Annotated in this window: 20 protein-coding genes; 12 read left to right on the forward strand and 8 right to left on the reverse strand. The window is 65.7% G+C overall.

Annotated elements, in window-relative coordinates; translation table 11 throughout:
• Nucleotides 1-76 precede the first annotated feature (76 nt).
• On the forward strand, nucleotides 77-967 hold the full coding sequence (locus tag BLU32_RS16330) for a hypothetical protein (RefSeq protein WP_093808683.1): 891 nt from the start codon (nucleotides 77-79) through the stop codon (nucleotides 965-967).
• Nucleotides 968-1,007: 40 nt separating this feature from the next.
• Complete coding sequence (locus tag BLU32_RS16335; protein WP_093808685.1) at nucleotides 1,008-2,210, forward strand: adenylate/guanylate cyclase domain-containing protein; 1,203 nt, start codon at nucleotides 1,008-1,010, stop codon at nucleotides 2,208-2,210.
• Here BLU32_RS16335 and BLU32_RS16340 read toward each other — a convergent pair.
• The gene (locus BLU32_RS16340; protein ID WP_244501723.1) at nucleotides 2,197-2,808 is read right to left on the reverse strand and encodes a L,D-transpeptidase; all 612 of its coding nucleotides are present in this window, start codon (nucleotides 2,806-2,808) and stop codon (nucleotides 2,197-2,199) included. The genes BLU32_RS16335 and BLU32_RS16340 overlap by 14 nt on opposite strands.
• A gap of 104 nt (nucleotides 2,809-2,912) precedes the next feature.
• Nucleotides 2,913-3,851 carry a sugar kinase gene (locus BLU32_RS16345; RefSeq protein ID WP_244501724.1) on the reverse strand — a complete coding sequence of 313 codons (939 nt, stop codon included), beginning with the start codon at nucleotides 3,849-3,851 and terminating at the stop codon, nucleotides 2,913-2,915.
• 169 nt (nucleotides 3,852-4,020) lie between these two features.
• Here BLU32_RS16345 and BLU32_RS16350 point away from each other — a divergent pair, with 169 nt between their 5' ends.
• Nucleotides 4,021-4,806 (forward strand): alpha/beta fold hydrolase, encoded by a 786-nt coding sequence (locus BLU32_RS16350; RefSeq protein WP_093808689.1) that lies wholly within the window; start codon nucleotides 4,021-4,023, stop codon nucleotides 4,804-4,806.
• Nucleotides 4,807-4,869: 63 nt separating this feature from the next.
• Here the strand turns inward: BLU32_RS16350 and ppa are convergent, their stop codons facing one another.
• The 4 genes from ppa to BLU32_RS16370 all read right to left on the reverse strand — a co-directional run bounded on the left by ppa (nucleotide 4,870) and on the right by BLU32_RS16370 (nucleotide 8,078).
• The gene (gene ppa / locus BLU32_RS16355) at nucleotides 4,870-5,406 is read right to left on the reverse strand and encodes an inorganic diphosphatase (protein WP_093808691.1); all 537 of its coding nucleotides are present in this window, start codon (nucleotides 5,404-5,406) and stop codon (nucleotides 4,870-4,872) included.
• Nucleotides 5,407-5,496: 90 nt separating this feature from the next.
• A complete protein-coding gene (gene thpR / locus BLU32_RS16360; protein ID WP_093808693.1) occupies nucleotides 5,497-6,090 on the reverse strand; it encodes an RNA 2',3'-cyclic phosphodiesterase in 594 nt (197 codons plus the stop codon).
• 178 nt (nucleotides 6,091-6,268) lie between these two features.
• Entirely contained in the window at nucleotides 6,269-7,321 is a 1,053-nt protein-coding gene (locus BLU32_RS16365) for an aldo/keto reductase (protein ID WP_093808695.1), read from the reverse strand.
• Nucleotides 7,322-7,433: 112 nt separating this feature from the next.
• Nucleotides 7,434-8,078 (reverse strand): arylesterase, encoded by a 645-nt coding sequence (locus BLU32_RS16370; protein WP_244501725.1) that lies wholly within the window; start codon nucleotides 8,076-8,078, stop codon nucleotides 7,434-7,436.
• A 127-nt stretch (nucleotides 8,079-8,205) separates the two neighbouring features.
• Between BLU32_RS16370 and BLU32_RS16375 the strand changes: the two genes are divergently transcribed.
• The 4 genes from BLU32_RS16375 to BLU32_RS16390 all read left to right on the forward strand — a co-directional run bounded on the left by BLU32_RS16375 (nucleotide 8,206) and on the right by BLU32_RS16390 (nucleotide 13,479).
• Entirely contained in the window at nucleotides 8,206-8,925 is a 720-nt protein-coding gene (locus BLU32_RS16375) for an ABC transporter ATP-binding protein (RefSeq protein ID WP_093808699.1), read from the forward strand.
• A gap of 3 nt (nucleotides 8,926-8,928) precedes the next feature.
• Complete coding sequence (locus BLU32_RS16380; RefSeq protein ID WP_093808701.1) at nucleotides 8,929-11,511, forward strand: ABC transporter permease; 2,583 nt, start codon at nucleotides 8,929-8,931, stop codon at nucleotides 11,509-11,511.
• Between the two features lie 137 nt (nucleotides 11,512-11,648).
• Entirely contained in the window at nucleotides 11,649-12,410 is a 762-nt protein-coding gene (locus tag BLU32_RS16385) for a hypothetical protein (protein WP_093808703.1), read from the forward strand.
• A 283-nt stretch (nucleotides 12,411-12,693) separates the two neighbouring features.
• A complete protein-coding gene (locus BLU32_RS16390) occupies nucleotides 12,694-13,479 on the forward strand; it encodes a Bax inhibitor-1/YccA family protein (RefSeq protein WP_093811179.1) in 786 nt (261 codons plus the stop codon).
• Nucleotides 13,480-13,630: 151 nt separating this feature from the next.
• Here the strand turns inward: BLU32_RS16390 and BLU32_RS16395 are convergent, their stop codons facing one another.
• A complete protein-coding gene (locus BLU32_RS16395) occupies nucleotides 13,631-14,032 on the reverse strand; it encodes a DUF2794 domain-containing protein (RefSeq protein WP_093811181.1) in 402 nt (133 codons plus the stop codon).
• Between the two features lie 521 nt (nucleotides 14,033-14,553).
• On the opposite strand from BLU32_RS16395, the gene BLU32_RS16400 reads away from it, so the two are divergent.
• Nucleotides 14,554-15,075 carry a GNAT family N-acetyltransferase gene (locus BLU32_RS16400; protein ID WP_093811183.1) on the forward strand — a complete coding sequence of 174 codons (522 nt, stop codon included), beginning with the start codon at nucleotides 14,554-14,556 and terminating at the stop codon, nucleotides 15,073-15,075.
• A gap of 12 nt (nucleotides 15,076-15,087) precedes the next feature.
• Here BLU32_RS16400 and BLU32_RS16405 read toward each other — a convergent pair whose 3' ends face one another.
• The gene (locus tag BLU32_RS16405; RefSeq protein WP_093811185.1) at nucleotides 15,088-15,666 is read right to left on the reverse strand and encodes an NAD(P)H-dependent oxidoreductase; all 579 of its coding nucleotides are present in this window, start codon (nucleotides 15,664-15,666) and stop codon (nucleotides 15,088-15,090) included.
• Nucleotides 15,667-15,779: 113 nt separating this feature from the next.
• Between BLU32_RS16405 and BLU32_RS16410 the strand changes: the two genes are divergently transcribed.
• The 4 genes from BLU32_RS16410 to BLU32_RS16425 all read left to right on the forward strand — a co-directional run bounded on the left by BLU32_RS16410 (nucleotide 15,780) and on the right by BLU32_RS16425 (nucleotide 19,436).
• Nucleotides 15,780-16,400, forward strand: a complete 621-nt coding sequence (locus BLU32_RS16410; protein ID WP_093808705.1) for a TetR/AcrR family transcriptional regulator — start codon at nucleotides 15,780-15,782, stop codon at nucleotides 16,398-16,400.
• 135 nt (nucleotides 16,401-16,535) lie between these two features.
• On the forward strand, nucleotides 16,536-17,570 hold the full coding sequence (locus BLU32_RS16415) for a TRAP transporter substrate-binding protein (RefSeq protein ID WP_093808707.1): 1,035 nt from the start codon (nucleotides 16,536-16,538) through the stop codon (nucleotides 17,568-17,570).
• A gap of 11 nt (nucleotides 17,571-17,581) precedes the next feature.
• Nucleotides 17,582-18,073 (forward strand): TRAP transporter small permease, encoded by a 492-nt coding sequence (locus BLU32_RS16420; protein WP_093808709.1) that lies wholly within the window; start codon nucleotides 17,582-17,584, stop codon nucleotides 18,071-18,073.
• 43 nt (nucleotides 18,074-18,116) lie between these two features.
• Nucleotides 18,117-19,436 (forward strand): TRAP transporter large permease, encoded by a 1,320-nt coding sequence (locus BLU32_RS16425; RefSeq protein WP_093808711.1) that lies wholly within the window; start codon nucleotides 18,117-18,119, stop codon nucleotides 19,434-19,436.
• The last annotated feature ends 62 nt before the right edge of the window (nucleotides 19,437-19,498 follow it).

Below are 19,498 nucleotides of genomic sequence, written 5' to 3' on the forward strand. Positions count from 1 at the left end.
CCCGCCCGACTTCACCACGGGCGGGCGGGGCACCCGCCGGGGCTGTCGGCACCTTTTGAAGGGCGGCAGGTTTGCAATGATCCGACAAACGCTCGACAGGACCTTCGGTTCGCGGGGACAAAACCTTCCCGGCCTGCGACTCCGGACGCCCGCCGGTCTGCCGCTTGTCACTCTCCGCACGCCCGCGAAGCCCTTGGCGAGCCGGCCTGCCGCCGACGCCACACAGGACGTTGCCGCGCCCGTCACCGTACACATGCTCTGGGTCGCGGGCGAGCTCTGCCGTCTCGGGCAGATTTCCTGCGCGAGTTTTCTGGCACACGGCTACGATCTTCAGCTGTGGAGCTACGGGGGACTGACAAACGCTCCCGACGGCGTGACGCTGCGCGAGGCGCGCGAGATCCTGCCGGAAAACCGCATTTTTCGCTATGCCAACGGCAGCCTTGCCGGCTTTGCTAACCTGTTTCGCTATGCCGTCCTCGCGCGCCACGGCGGCTTGTGGGCGGACACCGACGTCCTCTGCATGATTGCCGAAGACGAGTTGCGCACCACGGCCCCCGACGGCTTTCTGGTCACCGAACGCATTCGCGGAAAGCGCCGAGTTCAAATCAACAACAACGTCATCTTCCATCCCGTGCCGCGAAGGGGCGACGTGATCGATCTCGCCTTCCGTTTTGCCGAGGGATACGACCCGGCCCGTCTGAAGTGGGGCGACTGCGGCCCGAAGCTCCTGACCACGCTTGTCACCGAATGGCCGGCGGTCGCGCCGACCCTGTTGGCGGCACGGGTCGCCAATCCGGTCGACTACTGGGCCTGCCCGCAGGCGCTGCTGTCGACGCGAACCCGCCTCGGCCCGGAGACTGCCTTCCTGCATTGCTACAACGAGATGTGGCGCCGCGCGGGCATCGACACGAACGCCTCCTTCCCTCCGAACTCCTTGATCGGACGGATCGCGGCGCGCTACCAATGACGCAGCGGGACGCATCGTCCGCCGTGACGAGGAGGTCCGCATGCGCACATCTCCCGAGATCGAGGACATCGAGGACTGGCTGATCCGCGAGGCGCTCGGCCAGCCGGACATCGGCCAGATGTTCGCCGGAACCTGCGAGCGCATGCGCGCAGCCGGCATCGCGGTCGACCGGGCGCTGCTGTCGTGGTCGACGCTGCATCCGCTGGTCGAGGCGGAAACCGCGCTGTGGCTGCCGGGAGAGACCGTCGACCACGGCCTGCACACCCATGACCAGCCCGATACGGACGACTGGCTGCTCAGTCCGATCCGCGCGCTGCTAACCTCACGTGAAACCCGCATGCGCCGGCGGTTGGCCGATGGCAACGCCCCCCTGGAATTCCCGATGCTGGGGGGACTGCGCGACCAGGGGTTCACCGACTACCTTGTGATCTCGACGCCCTTCGACCTGCCGAGCTCCAACCCCTTCGACGTCGCCGGCATCATCGTCACCTGGAGCACGAGGACGCCCGGCGGCTTCGCCGAGGACGACATCGAGCGGATCGACTACCTGCAGATGCGGCTGGCACTTGCCTGCCGGGCCAACGTCCAGTCCCGCATCGCCCGCACCATCGCGGAGACCTATCTCGGCAAGCGCGCCGGCGGGCAGGTGATTTCCGGGCGCATTCGCCATGGCGACGGCGAGACACTGGACGCGGTGATCTTCTACAGCGACCTGCGCGGATCGACGGCGCTCGCCGACCGGTTGGCGCCCGACGCCTATCTGGCGCATCTGAACACCTATTTCGAGGCAACCGCAGGCGCTGTGATCGCGCATGGCGGCGAGGTGCTGGACTTCATCGGGGATGCCGTGCTGGCGGTCTTCCCGATAGACCAGCAGGGGCTTCAGGCCGCAGCCTGCAACGCCATGGATGCCGTCGCGGAGGTCCGGCGCAGGCTCGCGTCGGCGCGCAAGCAAACGCCGCATCCGCTTGCCTGCGGAATGGCGCTTTCCTCGGGCCGGGTGATATTCGGCAACATCGGCGTCGCGGAGCGCCTGACGTTTTCCGTGATCGGCCCGACGGTGAACGCCGCAGCCCGCATCGAGACGATGACGAAGCGCCTCGACACCGAGGTTCTCGTCACCGCCGAGATCGCCCTTCAGGCGCCGGAGCGGTTTCGCGCCGCCGGGCGCTATCCGCTCGACGGCATCTCCACCCCGGTGGAGCTTTATGCCCTTAGCGAGTCGGCGCTCAAAGCACCGTGACGCGGGCGCCGACGGTCACGCGGTTGTAGAGGTCCTCCACGTCCTCGTTGAGCATGCGGATGCAGCCCGACGAAACGGCCCGGCCGATCGACCAGTCCTCATTGGTGCCGTGGATACGATACTCGGTGGCTCCGAGATAGAGCGCGCGCGCGCCCATCGGGTTCTTTGGCCCGCCCGGCATGAAGCGCGGCAGGTTGCGCCCCTTCTTGCGCTCGCGCACGATCATTTCCGCCGGCGGCGTCCAACTCGGCCACTTGGCCTTGCGGGTGATCTTTTCCTTGCCCGACCAGCCGAAGCCCTCGCGCCCGACGCCGATGCCGTAGCGCACCGCCTTGCCGCCCGGCAGCACGAAATAGAGATAGCGGTCGTCGGTATCGACGATGATCGAACCGGGCTTTTCCCCCGTGCGATAGCGCACCGTCGTGCGCTTGAATTTCTCCCGAACGATCTTGCCGGCCGCTTCCGGCGTGATCTTGTAGGTCTGCCAGCTCCGGGTGGTCGGATCGAAATAACGCTCCGTCACCGCCGACGCCTGGCCAAGCGTCATGGCCGTGGCCAGCACGGCCATCATCATCAAACCGAAAATTCGCATTGTCATCCTCACCGCCATCTCACCACCGTCCATTTCATGACGGGCCAACCGCATTCCACCGCACCGCCGGCGGCGCACGCAGTCACCCTGCGGCATCGCGGGTAAGAATACTATGAACGGCCGGCCGTCGGCAGCGATCCGCGCTCCAGAAACGCAACGACGTCCCCGCGCTGTGGCAAGGGTGCAACAGCACCATAGCCGCAAACGGCGAGCGCGGCCGCCGCATTGGCGTGACGCGCGGCGGAAAGCCCGTCCACGCCAGCGAGAACCTCCGCCAGAAACGCCCCGTCGAAGGCATCGCCCGCCCCCGTTGCATCGACCGCGGCGACCCTGTGCGGCGCGATCCGCTCCATCCGGGTCGCATCGGCATAAAGCACGCCCTCGGCACCAAGCGTCAGCGCCACGTGTTTCGCGCCGGCGCCGAGGTAATGCGCCACGATCTCCTCGGGCGTGTCCAGACCAGTCAACAGCCGGGCATCGTCAAGCCCCGGCAAGACGATATCGGCCATGGCGGCGGTCTGCGCGACGATGGCGCGCGCACGCGCCAGCGGCCAGAGCTTGAGGCGCAGGTTGGTGTCGTAGGAGACGAGCCCGCCGGCGGCGCGCACGATCCCGATCGCCTCGAAGACGGCATCGCAGGCGCTTGGCGAAATCGCCTGGCTGATCGCCGAGACATGCAGGACCCGCGTCTGTTCCAGCGCCGCGCGCGGCAGGTCCCGCGGCGTCACGAGGCTCGCGGCCGATCCCGCCCGGCGGTAGGTGAAGACATGGCCATCCGCGCCGTGGGTGACGAAATAAATCCCCGTCGGCGCATCTGTACATCGCGCCATGTGTCGGTTGTCGATGCCTTCCGCCCGCCACAAATCATGCAGCAGATCGCCGAACACGTCGGCGCCCGTCGCGCCGATGCAGCCGACCGACGCGCCCTGCCGGGCCGCCGCAACGGCCACGTTGGACGTGTCGCCGCCGAAGCCCTGGACATAGGGTCCATTGGCCTGCGTCTGGTTGAACTCGACCATTGCCTCGCCGAAGCACAGAAGATCCGCCACCGTGAGCCTTTCAAATTCAATCGATTTAAATTCGGTTCCGGATCTTGTGCGTCCCCGGCTTGTGCCTGTCAAGCGCCAGCGCTGCGGCGGCGGCCGGTCGGGCTTTCCGCTCGCCTCGCCGCACCGCCTGTGGCAACAAGGTCGCAACGTTGGAAACAGGAGACATTGCATGGAACAGCGGACACCGGCGGGCTGCCTGCCGTTCACCGAAAGCGGTCCGCACGGCGCAGGCGCCCCCGTGGTTCTCCTCCACGGCTTCGGCGGCGATGCCGCAGGCTGGTCACTGGTGCAAGCGCCGCTTGCCGCCCACCGCCGGACGCTGGCCTTCGACCTTCCGGGACACGGGCAGGCGCTCGACTGGCCGGAGATCGGCGGTGCCGGGATCGCCGCACGGGCCGTGCGGCAGTCGCTCGCCGCGCTCGGACTGGAAAAGGTGCATCTCGTCGGCCACTCGATGGGCGGGGCGACCGCCGTGCTCGTCGCGCTCAAGGCGCCGGAGCGGATCGCCAGCCTCACGCTGCTTGCGCCCGGCGGTTTCGGCTTCGAGATCAACCACCGTCTTCTGCGCCGTTACGCAGCGGCAACCGACGCGGGCGAACTGGAAATGCTGCTGGAACAGTTTTTCGGTTATGAGTTCGACCTGCCGCCGTTCGTCGCGCGTCAGGCGGCCGAGGCGCGGGCCCGTCCCGGTGCGCGCGATGCGCTCATTGCCATCGTCGAGCAGTTGATCGACGGCAAGACGCAGAAGGTGTTGCCGCGCGACGCACTCGCCGGCCTGGAAGTCCCCGTCAAGATCGTCTGGGGCACGCAGGACCGCGTGCTGCCGACCCGCCAGTCGCACAAGTTGCCGGGAGAGGTCGCGACCCATGTCTTCGAACGCGTCGGCCACATGCCGCATCTGGAAATCCCGGAGGCTGTCTGCCGGCTGATCCGCGAACAGCTCGCCCACGCCTGATGCACAAAACGGCCGGGCGCGCGAGGCACCCGGCCGTTCGATTTCTGGCCATGGACCGCAAGCTCAACCCTTGCGGGCGTTCTCGCGCTCGATCGATTCGCGGATGATGCGCTTGGCGTCCTCGGGACCGCCGAAACCCGCGATCTTCACCCATTTTCCGGGTTCCAGATCCTTGTAGTGCTCGAAGAAGTGCTTGATCTGCTCGATGGTGATCGTCGGCAGGTCCTCGAAATGCGCGACATTGTCGTAGCGCTTGGTCAGCTTGGAGGACGGTACCGCGATCAGCTTTTCGTCCATGCCGGCTTCGTCTTCCATGAAAAGCACGCCGATCGGGCGGCAGTTCATGATCGCGCCGGGCACGATCGGGCGCTGGTTGGCGACGATCACGTCGACCGGATCGCCGTCGCCGCACAGCGTGTGCGGCACGAAGCCGTAATTGCCGGGATAGCGCATCGGCGTATACAGGAAGCGGTCGACGTACATCGCGCCCGCTTCCTTGTCCATTTCGTATTTGATCGGTTCGCCGCCCACCGAGACCTCAACGATCACATTGATGTCTTCAGGCGGATTGCTGCCGATCGGCACGGCGTCGATGCGCATGGATCAAGCTCCTCGATTGGTCGTTGGCGCGCTGTATCGCAAGCGCCACGTCCAAAGGCAAGCCGGAAATTGTGCGCTGCAACTTAAGGCTTAACCGAAGTCGTGGTCGGCAAAGGCATCCGCGTTGAAGCCGCCGCCCACGCTGCCCCGCGCCGACAGCGGATAGGCCTCCTCCACCAGATAGGGACCGCCGCCCACGCTGGCGCGGGAGGAAAACAGCACGAAACGCGCTGCGGTGAAGGCCGGTGCCTGGAACCCGCCGTGGTCCGACAGCCAGCGCGCGACATCCTGGTTGGTCGCGCTGCGGCACCGGGCCAGCGTCACATGGGGGATGTACTTGCGCCGCTCCGCCGGCAGGCGCAACCGTTGCAGGATGCGTTCCTGCTCGCCCTGCAGCTCCATCAGCGCGCGGTTGGGCTCGACCCGCGCCCACACGGCATGCGGCTTGCCGTTGCCGAAGGATCCGAGCCCGTCGATGCGGATCTCGACGGCATCTCGGCGAATGCGCGCCAGCGCATCCGCGATCTCGTCGGCGGTCGGATCGTCGACGTCGCCGATGAAGCGCAGGGTGATGTGATAGTTCTCGGGATCGATCCAGCGCGCACCGCGAAGGCCGCCGCGTAGAAGGGAGAGCATGAGACCCGCCTGGGAGGAAATCTCAAGCCCGGTGAACAGTCGAGGCATGGCATCCCCTCCTCTGTCGCCGATGTCCTATCTCGACAGCGAAACGCCGCCCACTGCAATCAAAAAAGAAAACCCGAAAAAGATCAAACTCCTGAGAGCCCCTGGCGGTCAAACGGCAAACGGGCGAAGGCCGTTTCCGACCCCGCCCGCGCCAGACGAATCGCGTCAGGCCGCGCCCTTACGGGCAGGGAGACCCGTGCTTTTGGAAGATCGCCGTGATCCGCTCCTCGATCTCCGCGGTGATCTCGACGTCGAGTGCACCCAGATCATGCTCCAGCTGCGTCAGCGAGGTCGCGCCCATGATCACAGAGGTCATGAAGCTGCGCGAGCGGGCGAAGGCGATGGCGAGCTGTGACGGTGCGATGCCAAGCTCCGCGGCAAGGTCGAGATAGGCGTTGATCGCCTCTTCCGCGCCGGGCTTCTCGTAGCGGCTGAGACGGTCGAACAACGTCTTGCGCGCGCCTGCCGGCCGGGCGCCGTCGCGGTACTTTCCGGTCAGATAGCCCTGGGCCAGCGCGGAATACGCCAGGAGGCCGACATCCTCGCGCAGGCCGATTTCGGCAAGCCCGATCTCATAGGTCCGGTTGACCAGCGAATAGGCATTCTGGATCGAGACCACGCGCGGCAGGCCGAGCCGTTCGGCGGCCGCCAGCCAGGTCATCGTGCCCCATGCACTTTCGTTGGACAGTCCGATGTGACGGATTTTTCCGGCTTTCACCTGATCGGCAAGCGCCGACAACGTTTCCTCGATCGCTACCTCGTCGGCGAGCGGCTCGGGATCCTGCCAGATCGTCGGATTGGAGCCGAAACCCGAAACGTTCCGGTCGGGCCAGTGGATCTGGTAGAGGTCGATATGGTCGGTCTGAAGGCGCTTCAGATTCTTGTCGACCGCCTCCTCGACGTGGGCGCGGCTGAGGTTGGCCTTCACACCGCCGTCGCGAAACCAGGTGTTGGTGCTGCGGCCCACCATCTTGGTGGCGAGCACGACCTTGTCGCGATTGCCCCGCGCCTTCATCCAGGAGCCGATGATTTCCTCGGTGCGGCCTTGCGTCTCCGCCTTGGGCGGGATCGGGTAGAGCTCGGCCGCATCCAGCAGGTTGATGCCGCGCTCAACCGCCATGTCGAGCTGGGCGTGGCCTTCGGCTTCCGTGTTCTGCTCGCCGAAGGTCATGGTTCCCAGCGACAGGCTGGAAACGTGGATGTCCGTGCGTCCGAGACGGCGCTTTTCCATGCGGTTTCTTTCTTGTTGATGGATCCGGGACTGAAGGGTCCGGATGATGGAGGATCTTGAAAGGGATCGCGGACTTTGGCGCAGGCATGCCCCTGCGGTCAACCGCGCGCCCTCACCCGCCGGTGGCACGCGCGCGTTCGATCAAGGCTTCGACCTTTGGCAGGATCCCCTGAACGATGAGCGCCACGCCCTTTTGTGTCGGATGCATGCCATCCGGCAGAACCGTCTCTTTTGACATGGGAATGCCCTCCAGAAAATACGGATAGAGCAGCGCGCCGTATTTTTCCGCCACATCGGGAAAGACCGCGTCGAAGTCCGTGCTGTAGTCCTCGCCCATGTTGCGCGGCGCGCGCATGCCGGCCAGAAGCACCGGCACCCCGCGCGCATAGAGGCGAGAAACGATGGCGTCGATGTTCTTGCGCACCGATGAAACAGGCAGCCCGCGCAAGGCGTCGTTGGCGCCGAGTTCCACGATCACCGCGTCCGCATCCTCCCCGACCGACCAGTCGAGCCGGGCCAGCCCGCCCGACGTCGTGTCGCCGGACACGCCCGCGTTGACAACCTCGACATGATGGCCGCGCGCCTTGAGCGCCGCTTCCAGCTGGACGGGAAAGGCGGCCTGCGGCGGCAGCTGGTAGCCGGCCGTCAGGCTGTCGCCGAGCGCGACGATCTTCATTGCGTCCCCCTCCGCCCGGGCCACGCCGGTCAGCATCGCGACGATGGCAAGGGCACGCAAAACTGTATCAAATCGTATCACCTGGACTGATCCTCTGGACGTCGACAGCGTAGGGTCCCATATCGAACAAAGCGTTCCGTAGACAATCCGGCGCGCGGACACTCGAGCCGACCCCGCCTCTTCCGTTCCGCAATATATAGGGCAGTGCATGACCGACCGACCAGACCCGGCTCCGCTGATTTCGCTCAAGGACGTTCATCTCAGCCTGGGTCACGATGCCGGCCGCGTCCACATCCTCAAGGGCGTCGGGCTCGATATCGCCACCGGCGAAACGGTCGGCATCGTCGGGCCGTCGGGGTCGGGCAAGTCGACCCTTCTCATGGTGATGGCCGGACTGGAACGCGCCGACAGCGGCAGCGTCCTGGTCGAGGGCGCCGATCTGACCGCCATGTCCGAAGACGATCTCGCCCGCTTTCGCGGCCGCTCCATCGGCATCGTCTTCCAGTCGTTTCACCTGATCCCCAACATGACGGCACTGGAAAACGTCGCCGTGCCGCTGGAGCTTGCCGGACATGCCGACGCCTTCAAGGCGGCGCGGGCGGAACTGGCCGCCGTCGGGCTCGAAACACGTGTCGACCACTATCCGGCGCAAATGTCCGGTGGCGAGCAGCAGCGCGTGGCAATCGCCCGCGCGCTGGTGACGCGCCCGCCGCTGCTTTTGGCCGACGAGCCGACCGGAAACCTGGATGAAAAGACCGGCGCGCAGATCGTCGAGCTGATGTTCGAGGCGACCCGCGAGCGCGGCATGACGCTGGTACTGGTGACCCATGATGCCGCCCTCGCCCAGCGTTGCGACACCGCGATCCGCGTGCGCTCCGGCCATATCGAGACGGTCGAGACCCGCGCGCCCGCCGCGCAGGAGGCCTGAGGCATGACGGCTTTCGTCGCCGGACAGGCGTCCGCGTTCCGCCCGGGTTGGGCGCTGGCGTTTCGTTTTGCGCTGCGCGAGATGCGCGGCGGGCTGAAGGGGTTCTACATCTTCATTGCCTGCATCGCACTTGGCGTGGCCGCCATTTCCGGCGTCACCTCCGTCTCGCGCTCCCTGGTGGAGGGCATCGCCGCGGAAGGCACGACGATCCTCGGCGGCGATCTTTCCTTCCGCCTGATCCACCGGCAGGCCACGCCAGAGGAGTACGCTTTTATCGAGAGCCTGGGCGCGGTGTCACGGATCTCCACGTTGCGCGCCATGGCGCGCGCGCCGGGCCCGGACGGCCAGTCCGGCGAACAGACACTGGTCGAAGTCAAGGGCGTCGACGACGCCTATCCGCTCTTCGGCGAGATGGACCTCACTGCCGGCGGCGCGCTGGAACCGGCCATCGCAGCGACGGGGGAGACCTTCGGCGCCGTCGTCGAACCGGAACTTCTGGTCCGCCTGGGTATTTCGGTCGGTGACACGCTGTCGCTCGGCCGCGCAACGCTCACCGTCTCCGACACCATCGAGGTCGAGCCGGACCGCCTCAGCGACGGGCTGAACTTCGGCCCCCGGGTGATCGTCGCCAATGCGGCCATCACGGCGAGCGGACTGGTGCAGCCGGGAAGCCTCGTGCGCCAGCACTACCGGGTCCGCCTGAATGACCCTGCCCGGCTCGACGCCATCGTCGAAGAAGCGGAAGAGGCATTCCCCGAGGCCGGCTGGCGCATTCGCTCGCGGGCCAATGCGGCGCCGGGCCTCCAGCGCAACATCGGCCGGCTGGCGCAATTCCTCAGCCTCGTCGGCATGACCGCACTGCTCGTCGGCGGCGTCGGTGTCGCCAATGCGGTGCGCTCCTTCCTCGATGCCAAGCGTCCGGTGATCGCCACCTTTCGCTGTGTCGGCGCCGACGGCGGCTTCGTCTTTCGCGTCTATCTCATCCAGATCCTGATGCTGACCGGGCTTGGCATCGCCTGCGGCCTTGTGCTGGGCGCGGCAATCCCCTTCGCAACGCAAGGGTTCCTCGCGACCATCCTGCCGGTGCAGGCGATCGCCTCGATCTATCCGGCCGAGCTCGGGCTTGGCGTTCTCTACGGGGCGTTGACCGCGCTCGCCTTCGCGCTCTGGCCACTTGGCCGGGCGCATGACGTGCCGCCGCGCCTTCTGTTTCGCGACGACGTCAGCACCCGCCACCGCTGGCCGCGCAAGCGCTACATCGTCGGAACCGCCGTGGCGGTCACCGTGCTTGCAAGCCTTGCCATCTGGCTGTCGGGCGATACGCGCATCTCGCTGGTCTACGTCGGGGCGACGGCGGCCGTCTTCCTGCTGCTGTCGCTGATCGCGCGCGCCATCATGGCCGGCGCCCGCCGCCTGCCGCGCCCGCGCGGCGCGGAATTGCGCCTGGCGCTCGGCAACATTCACCGCCCCGGCGCCCTCACCCCGTCCGTGGTGCTGTCGCTCGGTCTCGGGCTTTCGCTTTTGGTGACGCTGGCGCTGATCGACGGAAACCTGCGCCGCGAACTGGGCGCGACCATCGCCCGCGAGGCCCCCAGTTTCTTCTTCCTCGATGTCCAGAACAGCGAGCGCGACGCCTTCGATGCGCTGCTTTCAAGCGAAGCGCCAACGGCCACGATCGACGGCGCGCCGATGCTGCGCGGCCGCATCGCCGCCATCAACGATGTGCCGAGCTCGGAGATCGAGACGCCGCGGGGCGGTGGCTGGGCGCTGCGCGGCGACCGCGGCATCACATACGCGGGAGAAAAGCCTGACAACACGACGCTGACGGACGGCGAATGGTGGGCGGCCGACCACACGGGCACGAACCTCGTCTCCTTCGAAAGCGAAGTGGCCGGCGAGCTTGGCCTGAAGATCGGCGACACGGTGACGGTCAATGTGCTTGGCCGCAACATCACGGCGGAAATCGCCAATTTCCGGCGCGTCGACTGGGAATCGCTCTCGATCAACTTCGTCATGGTGTTTTCCCCCAACACCTTCGCCGGCGCGCCGCACACCCATTTGCGGACGCTGACCTATCCCGACGGCGGGACGCAGAAAGACGAACTCGCGCTGCTGAAAACGGTTGCGAACGAATTCCCGACCGTCACCTCGATCCGGGTAAAGGACGCGATCGCGCAGGTGAACGCGCTGGTCGAACAGCTTGCCTGGGCGATCCGCGCGGCCGCCTCGGTTACGCTGATCTCCTCCGTGCTCGTGCTGGGCGGGGCCCTTGCCGCCGGGCACCGGCACCGGGTGTATGACGCGGTGATCCTGAAGACGCTGGGGGCAACGCGGATGCGTCTGATCGCAAGTTTCGTGATCGAATACGCGGCCCTCGGGCTTGTGACCGCCACCTTCGCCGTCGTCGCCGGCGCGCTCGCCGCCTCTTTCGTTCTCGTGCAGGTGATGGACAGCCAGTTCGTCTTTCTGCCGGCGACCGCCATCGGTGCGGCGATCGCCGCGCTTGTCCTGACCGTCGGTTTCGGGCTGGTCGGCACCTGGCGGGTCCTGGGGCGCAAGCCCGCATCGGTCCTGCGCAATCTTTGAAAACGGCACGCCATCCACAACCGGTCAGATTTCATGCGGCCAAGGGTGCCATTTGGCGTGCGCCGGGATATTGTCCGAAAACCCGATGGGGGCGCCCGCGCCCCGAAAACCAGGACCAAGCCCGGAGACACGTTTTCATGATCCTTTGCAAACTCAGGAGCGCGGCGCTCGCGCTTGCCATCGGTTCCGCCGCACTCGCCGGCATGACCGCTCCAGGCGCAGCGGAATCGCCCTTTCACACCGGCGTATGGCAGGTCAACGAACCGACCGGCCCTCGCGGTCTGGTGGTGAGCGACTGGCTGGTGTTCGAAAACGGCCTTCCCGCGGTCTGGCTCTACCGCAAGGCCGGCACAAACGATCTCAACCAGTTCGATTTCCTGACACGTCGCCTCGGTCAGGCCACTTACGATCCCGTCCAGATCCGCGTCTATCGCACCGGCGAACACGAAATGAAATTCACCACCTTCGCCAAGGGCGTCGAGCCGGTGGAGTACCCGGCAAAGCGGCTGTCGATCCCCAACTACAAGAACTCCTGCCTGTCGGTCGAGAACAAGGGCGAGCGCCTGTTCGGCCGATGGACCGGCACCTCGGCTGCCTCCTTCAAGTCCCTGCGCCTGTCGAAGTCGAAGATGACCATCGACGGCACGACTCGCGCCGTGGAAGTGACGCCGGTGCGCGTCGGACGTCTCGGCATCGTCGAAGACGGGCAGCCGGTTGCCTTCCTGACGGACGGTGGCGGCGACTATGCCGTGCTGCAATGGTTCAAGCCGGGCGTCACGCCGGAAACCATGGTCGATCCCAAGAAGGAAATCCTGGATTTCGCCCGCGAGGAAATCGTGCGCTGGCCTGGCGGGACCTGCGACCGGCAGATCGCCTCGCGCCTCAAGGCGATGAAATAGCCTAAACCGTGCAGACGGGTCGGATTGGCGACCCGTCTGTCCTTTGCCGATCATGACAGATCGGTAATGTGTTTTGGTCCGATTGCACCTTGTTCGCGCGTTCGCCAGTGCCCATATTCACGAAGGCCTGTACGTAATCCGCCTTAATTGGTGCGATCTCGCGTATCTGTCAGGTGATTTTAAGACAGAACACACGTTTGAACGACCATACGTGTGAGACAGGGCAAATCGGCCCGCCGACGCGATGTCGCGGACGGTCCACGAGAGGATGGAGAGGATTTCGATGTCGACCTTCGACCGCAATTCCAACGTAGGGTATAACGCGGCCGGCGCGCGCGCAGGGGCCGGCGTCTATGATGAGGGCCTTCGCGCCTACATGCTGGGCGTTTACAATTACATGGCGCTCGGCCTTGGCATCACGGGCGTGCTGGCGCTCGCGACCGCCTGGATGGCGACGACGCAGGATCCCTCGCAGGCCGCAGCACAGTTCGGCAACGGCATCATGCTGACCCAGCTTGGCGCCACGCTTTACGGCAGCCCGCTCAAGTGGGTGGTCATGCTGGCACCGCTCGCCATGGTGTTCTTCCTCAGCTTCAAGGTCCAGTCGATGAGCGCCTCCACGGCGCAGACCACCTTCTGGGCCTTCGCAGCTGTGATGGGCGTGTCGCTGTCGTCGATCTTCCTGGTCTACACGGGCGGCTCGATCGCACGCGTGTTCTTCATCACCGCCGCCTCCTTCGGCGCGCTGAGCCTCTATGGCTACACGACGAAGAAGGACCTGTCGGGCTGGGGATCGTTCCTGTTCATGGGACTGATCGGCATCGTGCTCGCCTCGATCGTCAACATTTTCCTGGTCTCTTCGGCCCTGCAGTTCGCCATCTCGGTGATCGGCGTGCTGGTGTTTGCCGGCCTTACCGCCTATGACACGCAGCAGATCAAGGAAATGTACGACGGCAACGACGGCGCGGAAGTGGCCACCAAGAAGTCGATCATGGGCGCGCTGCGTCTGTACCTCGACTTCATCAACCTCTTCTTGATGCTGCTGCAGCTCTTCGGCAACCGCGAGTGATCGCGCGCCCTTGAAAGCCGAACGCCTCTGGCGTTCGAGCGATCCGAAATGACGAAAAGGCGCGGGACCCACCCCGCGCCTTTTTCATGTCTCGCCACCCTCCGCCGGACCGAACCGACGGCCTGCCCGGTAAACGCGGCCAGTGGTCGCGTCACACGACGCTCAAGTGCCGCTTCTTGTCGAACACCTTGAGCACTTGTGCCAGATCCGCGCCGCGCTTCAGGATCGTACCGCCGGCGCCGACGACCGCATAGGCCCCCTGCCGCCGGGCGTTCCTTGGAACCTTTTCGACCCGAAACAGCGGCATTTCCGACGCCCGTCGGAAAATCGAGAACACCGCCCTGTCCTTCAGATGGTCGATGGCGTAGTCGCGCCATTCTCCGGAGGCGACCCTGTGACCGTAAACCCGCAGGATGAGATCGAGCTCACGGCGATGAAATGCGATGAACGGAGCCTGCGGAGCCTGCCAGCCGCCGCCCGATGCGCCATCGGCGGAGGCATTCTGAGCGGACCCCGCGCCGAAACGGGATGCTTCCTCGTCGAACTCGCTCATTGCGCCTCCCTGCCTGAAACCCCGCCGGAAGCCGTCCCCGACATGTCGCTGCATTCCATCGGGGATGCCTCGGTTTCCGGCGGCCCGCAGTCCCCGCCGACAGTCGAAACGTCACCGTTTCGTCATGATGGTCCGCCGCCTTGCGCTTTGGCAAGCAACGTTTGCCAGCAGGCTTGTTCGCTGCCTGTCGATTTCACGATTTCGCCCCAATACAGCCCCGACGATGCCATCTTGGACAGCGATCTTACGATCGTTGCAGACGGATCATCGAAACGCGAAACTTCGGTACGCAACAGCCCCCCAGCCCCCCGGGGTTTTGCTGTTCATGATCCCGGTCCCGCAAGGGACGCGTATGCAACCGGAAGGGCCGGCTTTACGCCGGCCCTTTTCCCGTTTCAGGGGCGTTTTCCGCTTCTCGCAACTTGCTTCTCCGATGGTTTTCCGATGATTTTCCGATGGTCGATCGACCGCGCGGTCGCCGCCATCTTTTGCGTTTCGGGAATCAGGGGTATTATTCATCCATGAGCCTCGGCCTGATTGCCCTGCGCCCCGCGCGCCATGACGATGCCCACGCCCTCGCCTGCGTGCACGAGGAGGCGTGGCGCGCGACCTATCGCGGCCTCATCGACGGACGCGAACTGGAGCGGATGATTTCCAAACGGGGGCCGCAGTGGTGGCGTCGGGCCCTGTCGCGCGGTGTGCAGATCCAGATCCTGCATGTGGGCGGCACGCCCGCCGGCTATGCCACTTTCGGCCGCTCGCGCATGCGCGAACTCCCCTTCGAGGGCGAGATCTACGAACTCTACATCCGCCCCGACCACCAGGGGCTCGGTTTCGGCACGGAGCTGTTTCACGCAGCCCGCGGCGCGCTGGTGCGCTCGCGCATGTCGGGTCTCGCCGTCAGGGTGCTGCGCGACAATGAGGACGCGCTGCGGTTTTACAGGCATCGTGGCGGGCAGGTCCTTTTGACGAGCCGCGAACGTGTCGCCAACGCCACGCTCGACCTGACCGTCTTCGGCTGGTTCGGCGACGGCGACAGCTGAGCGCCACGTCGCTCACGCGGCCCGGCCAAGCCTGGCGGCACGTGCCAGAAACCCGCGACGGTCCTGTTCGCTGGAGCCCTGCACCGGCGAGAAGGTCCGGAAACGGATCTTGCGAAACCCGCAAAAGCCCAGGATCTGCTTGCGCATCACCCTGTAACCGGGCGCGTGGATGACCAGATAGAGATACCAGCGCGGCGTATCGGCGGTGACGAGCACCTCGGCCGTCCGGCCTGTCAGATGCGGGGTCGGCAGCGCCTTGCCCTTTTCGTAGGAATAGGCGAAGCGCGGCAGCAGGACACGATCGAACAGCCCCTTCAGCTTGGCCGGCACCCCGCCCCACCACAACGGATGGGCGATTGCCAGGTGTTCGCACCACGTCAGGGCGTCCTGCACCTCCTCCAGACAAGGTTCCAGCGGCTTCTTGCTGCCGTAGCCGCTTTCCATGTCGATGTCGAAGTCCATCTCGCCAAGCCGCAGCACGCGGACCTCGCTTCCGGCCGCCTCGGCAGCCTCCGCATAGGCTTGGGCGATCGCCCCGCACAGACTGTCCGCGCCTGGATGCCCGTCGAGGACAAGAATGCGTCTTGCCATGTCACTCTCCTGATTTTGCCATTTTCTGACCGTGGTCATTCGTGATATCGTGCATTTCCTGACCACGGTCAATAATAAAATTGACCGTGGTCAAATTTTGAAAGGACACCCCGATGGCCGGCAAGCCCCAGAAACGAACCGAACGCACCCGCGAGCGGATTCTCGAGGCGGCGCGGGAGTTGTTCGAGGAACACGGTTACGAGGCCACAAGCGTCGATGCGGTCGCCGCGCGCGCCGGGGTCGCCAAGGCCACCGTCTTCGCCCATTTCAGCGACAAGGCCAGCCTGCTGATCGCCGGCAAGATCCACCGGTTGGACGCCCTGGGTGCCGACATGCGCAAGGCGATCGACACCGACCCGACCGATGTTCCCGCCCGCTATCTCGTCGGCGTGTTCCGGCCCTGGCTGGCGCTCTATCGTCAAGACCCGGAGTTCGCGCGGCTCTTCCTGTCGCAGTCGACCCTCAACGACGGTCCCTGGACCCGCCACTTTCTCGACGTGTGCGCCCAGCTTGAGACCAATGCCGCCCGCGCCGTCGACCGGCTGCTCGGCGAGGGCGCCCTGCGCCCGGAGCTTGACCCGGCCACGGTGACCCAAGGCGTTCTGGCGTTTTATTATCACATGATCGTCGGCCACAGCCTCGGCGCACTTCCCGATGCGGCGGCCCAGGAAAGGCTTTTCGACGCCCTGATCGACACCTGGATGACTGGCTGCCGGCCGGCGGCCGGCCCCTGAGACAATCCGCGCGCTCCGCCTCCATGACCGAACGGCAACGGCACGGGGACGCTGTGTTCAGTGCACTTGACGCGGTCCTTCATTTCTGAAAAGTTTCAGTTGTAACTAATTTCGTCGCAGACGGGGAGGAAATCCATGCGACCTGCAAAAACCACCGCGCGTATCGGGCTCGCGGCATTGGTCTTCGCGCTTGGCGCAGGGCTGACCGCGGCCAAGGCCGAGACCACGCTCGTCCTGTCGTCCTGGCTTCCGCCAAAACATCCCATCGTCGCCAAGGTCATGAAGCCTTGGGGCCGCGACGTGGAAAAGGCGACCGAGGGCCGGGTGCGCGTGCGCGTGCTGGCCAAGCCGCTCGGCGCGCCGCCGGCGCATTTCGATCTCGCCCGGGACGGTGTCGCCGACATCACCTACGGCCTGCATTCCTTCACCAAGGACGACCGCTTCCTGCGCTCGCGCATCGGCCAGTTCTCGTTCCTCGGCGACAACGCGGTGGCCGTTTCCAAGGCCTACTGGAATGTCTATGCCGGCGAGCTGGACGCGGCCGGCGAGCATGAGGGCGTAAAGCTTCTTTCGCTCTTCGCCCATGGTCCGGGGCTCGTGCACAACAACCAGCGCAAGATCGAAAGCCCGGACGACTTTTCCGGCTTGAAGCTGCGCACGCCGGGCGGCTACATCGCCGATCTGGCACAGGACCTCGGTGTCACCACCCAGTTCATGGGACCCGGCGAGGTCTACGAGAAGCTGTCGCGCGGCGTGATCGACGGCGTGACCTTCCCGATGGAGGCCCTCAAGGCGTTCCGCCTTTCGGACCACATCAAGTATTCCATGTCGGTTCCCGGCGGCATCTACAACACCTCCTGGTTCCTCGTCATGAACCAGGACAAGTGGGACGCCCTGTCCGATACCGACAAGGCCGCCATCGAGCGTCTTTCCGGTGCTGCTTTCGCCGAACGTGCCGGCGCCGTGTGGGATGCCGCCGACGCCGGCGGCGCGGAGCTTGTCGCGGAGAGCGACATCGACCTGCATCAGGCCAATGACGCCGTGCTGGCCGCCATCAAGGAGCGCGCCGCAAAATACGAGGCCGAGTGGGCCGACGCCGTGAAGGCGCAGGGCTTCGACGGCGCCACGGCGCTGACCGAGCTGCGCACCCAGACCGGCGTCAGCTACTAGGCCGCGCGACAATGCCCTCCTCATCCCAGACGGCCCGGCGTCCGCGCCGGGCCGCGAGCCGGATCCTCGAGACCGTGCTGTCGGCGGCAGCGGGAACCCTGCTTGTCGCGCTGACGCTCGTCACCTGTATCGACGTCGTCGCACGCTACTGGTTCAATGCGCCGCTTTCGGGCGCCTATGAGCTGACCGAGATCTTTCTCGCGTCCCTCATCTTTCTGGCCCTGCCGCTGACCACCGCGCGGAGCGAGCACGTCGAGGTCGACCTTCTGGACGCGGCGGCCGGCGCCCGGCTTGCGCGCATCGTGCGCCCGGTCACCGGCCTTTTGAGCGCGGGCGTCCTCGCCGTCTTCGCCTGGCGGCTGTGGGAGCACGCCACGCGTCTCGCGCAGGACGGCGCGGTCACCGATTCGCTGTCCATCCCGCTTGCGCCCGTCGGCTTTCTGGCCGCCGGCGCCTGCGCCATCAGCGCCGCCGCCGCGGCCCTCAACGCACTCAGGCCGTGATCCCGCCGGCCGTCCCCTTCCCGCCGATTGACCGGAACACCCCATGACGGAATCGCTGATCGGCTTTGCCGCGCTCCTCCTCCTGATCTTCCTGAAGATGCCGGTGGCCTTCGCCATGGCGCTCGTCGGCATGGCCGGTTTCGCCTGGATGCGCAGCATCGACGCGACGCTTGCGATGACCGGAACGCTCGTCTTCGACGCAGGGCTTGCCTATTCGCTGTCGGTCGTGCCGCTGTTCATCTTCATGGGCAACGTGCTGGCCCGCTCCGGCGTCAGCCACGGGCTTTATGCCGTCGCCAACCACGCCACCGCGCGCATGCGCGGCGGGCTCGCCATGGCCTCGGTGATCGCCTGCGGCGGCTTTTCCGCCGTTTGCGGCTCGTCGCTCGCCACCGCCGCCACCATGTCCAAGGTGGCGATGCCCTCGATGCGCAAATACGGCTATGCCGACAGTCTCGCCGCCGGCTCCATCGCCGCCGGCGGAACGCTCGGCATTCTCATTCCGCCAAGCGTCATCCTGATCATCTATGGTCTGCTGACGGAATCCGACATCGGCAAGCTCTTCATCGCCGGCGTGGTGCCGGGCGTTCTCGGGCTGTTTCTGTATCTCGTCGCCGTTCAGGTGGCGGTGTGGCGCAAGCCGGAACTGGCGCCGCCGGCAACCGATCTGGAACCCCTCAATACCCGCGACGCACTTGGCGTTGCCGCCCTTCTCCTGCTCTTCGCCATCATCATGGTCGGCATCTACGGGGGGTTCTTCACGCCCACCGAAGCCGCCGGCATCGGCGCCGGCGTCTCCGTGCCGATCTCCGCCGTGTTCGGCCGGCTCGGCTTTCGCGCACTGGGAGCTGCGATCGGCGAAAGCGCACGGGCAACGGCCATGATCTTCGCCCTGATCATCGGCGCGGACATCTTCACCAATTTCGTCAATTTCGCCGGTCTGCCCGACGCCCTGTCGGCCTATGTCTACGATCTCGACGCCAATCCCTGGCTGGTGATCGCGGCGATCATCGTCGTTTACCTGCTGCTCGGCTGTGTGCTGGAAAGCCTGTCGATGATCCTGCTAACCGTGCCGGTGTTCTATCCCTTGGTGATGGAACTCGATTTCGGCTCGGGGCTGCTGGCCGATCCGGAGCTGGTGCTGATCTGGTTTGCCATCGTCGTGGTGGTGGTCACCGAAATCAGTCTGATCACCCCGCCCGTGGGCCTCAATGTCTTCGTCTTGCGCAGCGTTCTGGAAGACGTCAGCCTGGCGACGATCTTCAAGGGCGTGACGCCGTTCTGGATGGCCGACATCGTGCGGTTGGCGCTCTTGATCGCCTTCCCGCCGCTGTCGCTCTGGCTCGTGATGGCGATGAGCTGACCGCCGCGTCTTTCAAACACGAAGAAGCGCCCCGCATCGACAGATACTGGGCGCTTCTTCGT

The organism is Stappia sp. ES.058 (assembly GCF_900105595.1).
In the GTDB taxonomy this organism is placed as follows: domain Bacteria; phylum Pseudomonadota; class Alphaproteobacteria; order Rhizobiales; family Stappiaceae; genus Stappia.

Bases quoted from the DNA above. Each gene is read 5' to 3' on its own strand.
- BLU32_RS16330 (WP_093808683.1), top strand. From the start codon at position 77: ATGATCCGACAAACGCTCGACAGGACCTTCGGTTCGCGGGGACAAAAC.
- BLU32_RS16335 (WP_093808685.1), top strand. From the start codon at position 1,008: ATGCGCACATCTCCCGAGATCGAGGACATCGAGGACTGGCTGATCCGC.
- BLU32_RS16340 (WP_244501723.1), bottom strand. From the start codon at position 2,808: ATGACAATGCGAATTTTCGGTTTGATGATGATGGCCGTGCTGGCCACG.
- BLU32_RS16350 (WP_093808689.1), top strand. From the start codon at position 4,021: ATGGAACAGCGGACACCGGCGGGCTGCCTGCCGTTCACCGAAAGCGGT.
- ppa (WP_093808691.1), bottom strand. From the start codon at position 5,406: ATGCGCATCGACGCCGTGCCGATCGGCAGCAATCCGCCTGAAGACATC.
- thpR (WP_093808693.1), bottom strand. From the start codon at position 6,090: ATGCCTCGACTGTTCACCGGGCTTGAGATTTCCTCCCAGGCGGGTCTC.
- BLU32_RS16365 (WP_093808695.1), bottom strand. From the start codon at position 7,321: ATGGAAAAGCGCCGTCTCGGACGCACGGACATCCACGTTTCCAGCCTG.
- BLU32_RS16375 (WP_093808699.1), top strand. From the start codon at position 8,206: ATGACCGACCGACCAGACCCGGCTCCGCTGATTTCGCTCAAGGACGTT.
- BLU32_RS16380 (WP_093808701.1), top strand. From the start codon at position 8,929: ATGACGGCTTTCGTCGCCGGACAGGCGTCCGCGTTCCGCCCGGGTTGG.
- BLU32_RS16385 (WP_093808703.1), top strand. From the start codon at position 11,649: ATGATCCTTTGCAAACTCAGGAGCGCGGCGCTCGCGCTTGCCATCGGT.
- BLU32_RS16390 (WP_093811179.1), top strand. From the start codon at position 12,694: ATGTCGACCTTCGACCGCAATTCCAACGTAGGGTATAACGCGGCCGGC.
- BLU32_RS16395 (WP_093811181.1), bottom strand. From the start codon at position 14,032: ATGAGCGAGTTCGACGAGGAAGCATCCCGTTTCGGCGCGGGGTCCGCT.
- BLU32_RS16400 (WP_093811183.1), top strand. From the start codon at position 14,554: ATGAGCCTCGGCCTGATTGCCCTGCGCCCCGCGCGCCATGACGATGCC.
- BLU32_RS16405 (WP_093811185.1), bottom strand. From the start codon at position 15,666: ATGGCAAGACGCATTCTTGTCCTCGACGGGCATCCAGGCGCGGACAGT.
- BLU32_RS16410 (WP_093808705.1), top strand. From the start codon at position 15,780: ATGGCCGGCAAGCCCCAGAAACGAACCGAACGCACCCGCGAGCGGATT.
- BLU32_RS16415 (WP_093808707.1), top strand. From the start codon at position 16,536: ATGCGACCTGCAAAAACCACCGCGCGTATCGGGCTCGCGGCATTGGTC.
- BLU32_RS16420 (WP_093808709.1), top strand. From the start codon at position 17,582: ATGCCCTCCTCATCCCAGACGGCCCGGCGTCCGCGCCGGGCCGCGAGC.
- BLU32_RS16425 (WP_093808711.1), top strand. From the start codon at position 18,117: ATGACGGAATCGCTGATCGGCTTTGCCGCGCTCCTCCTCCTGATCTTC.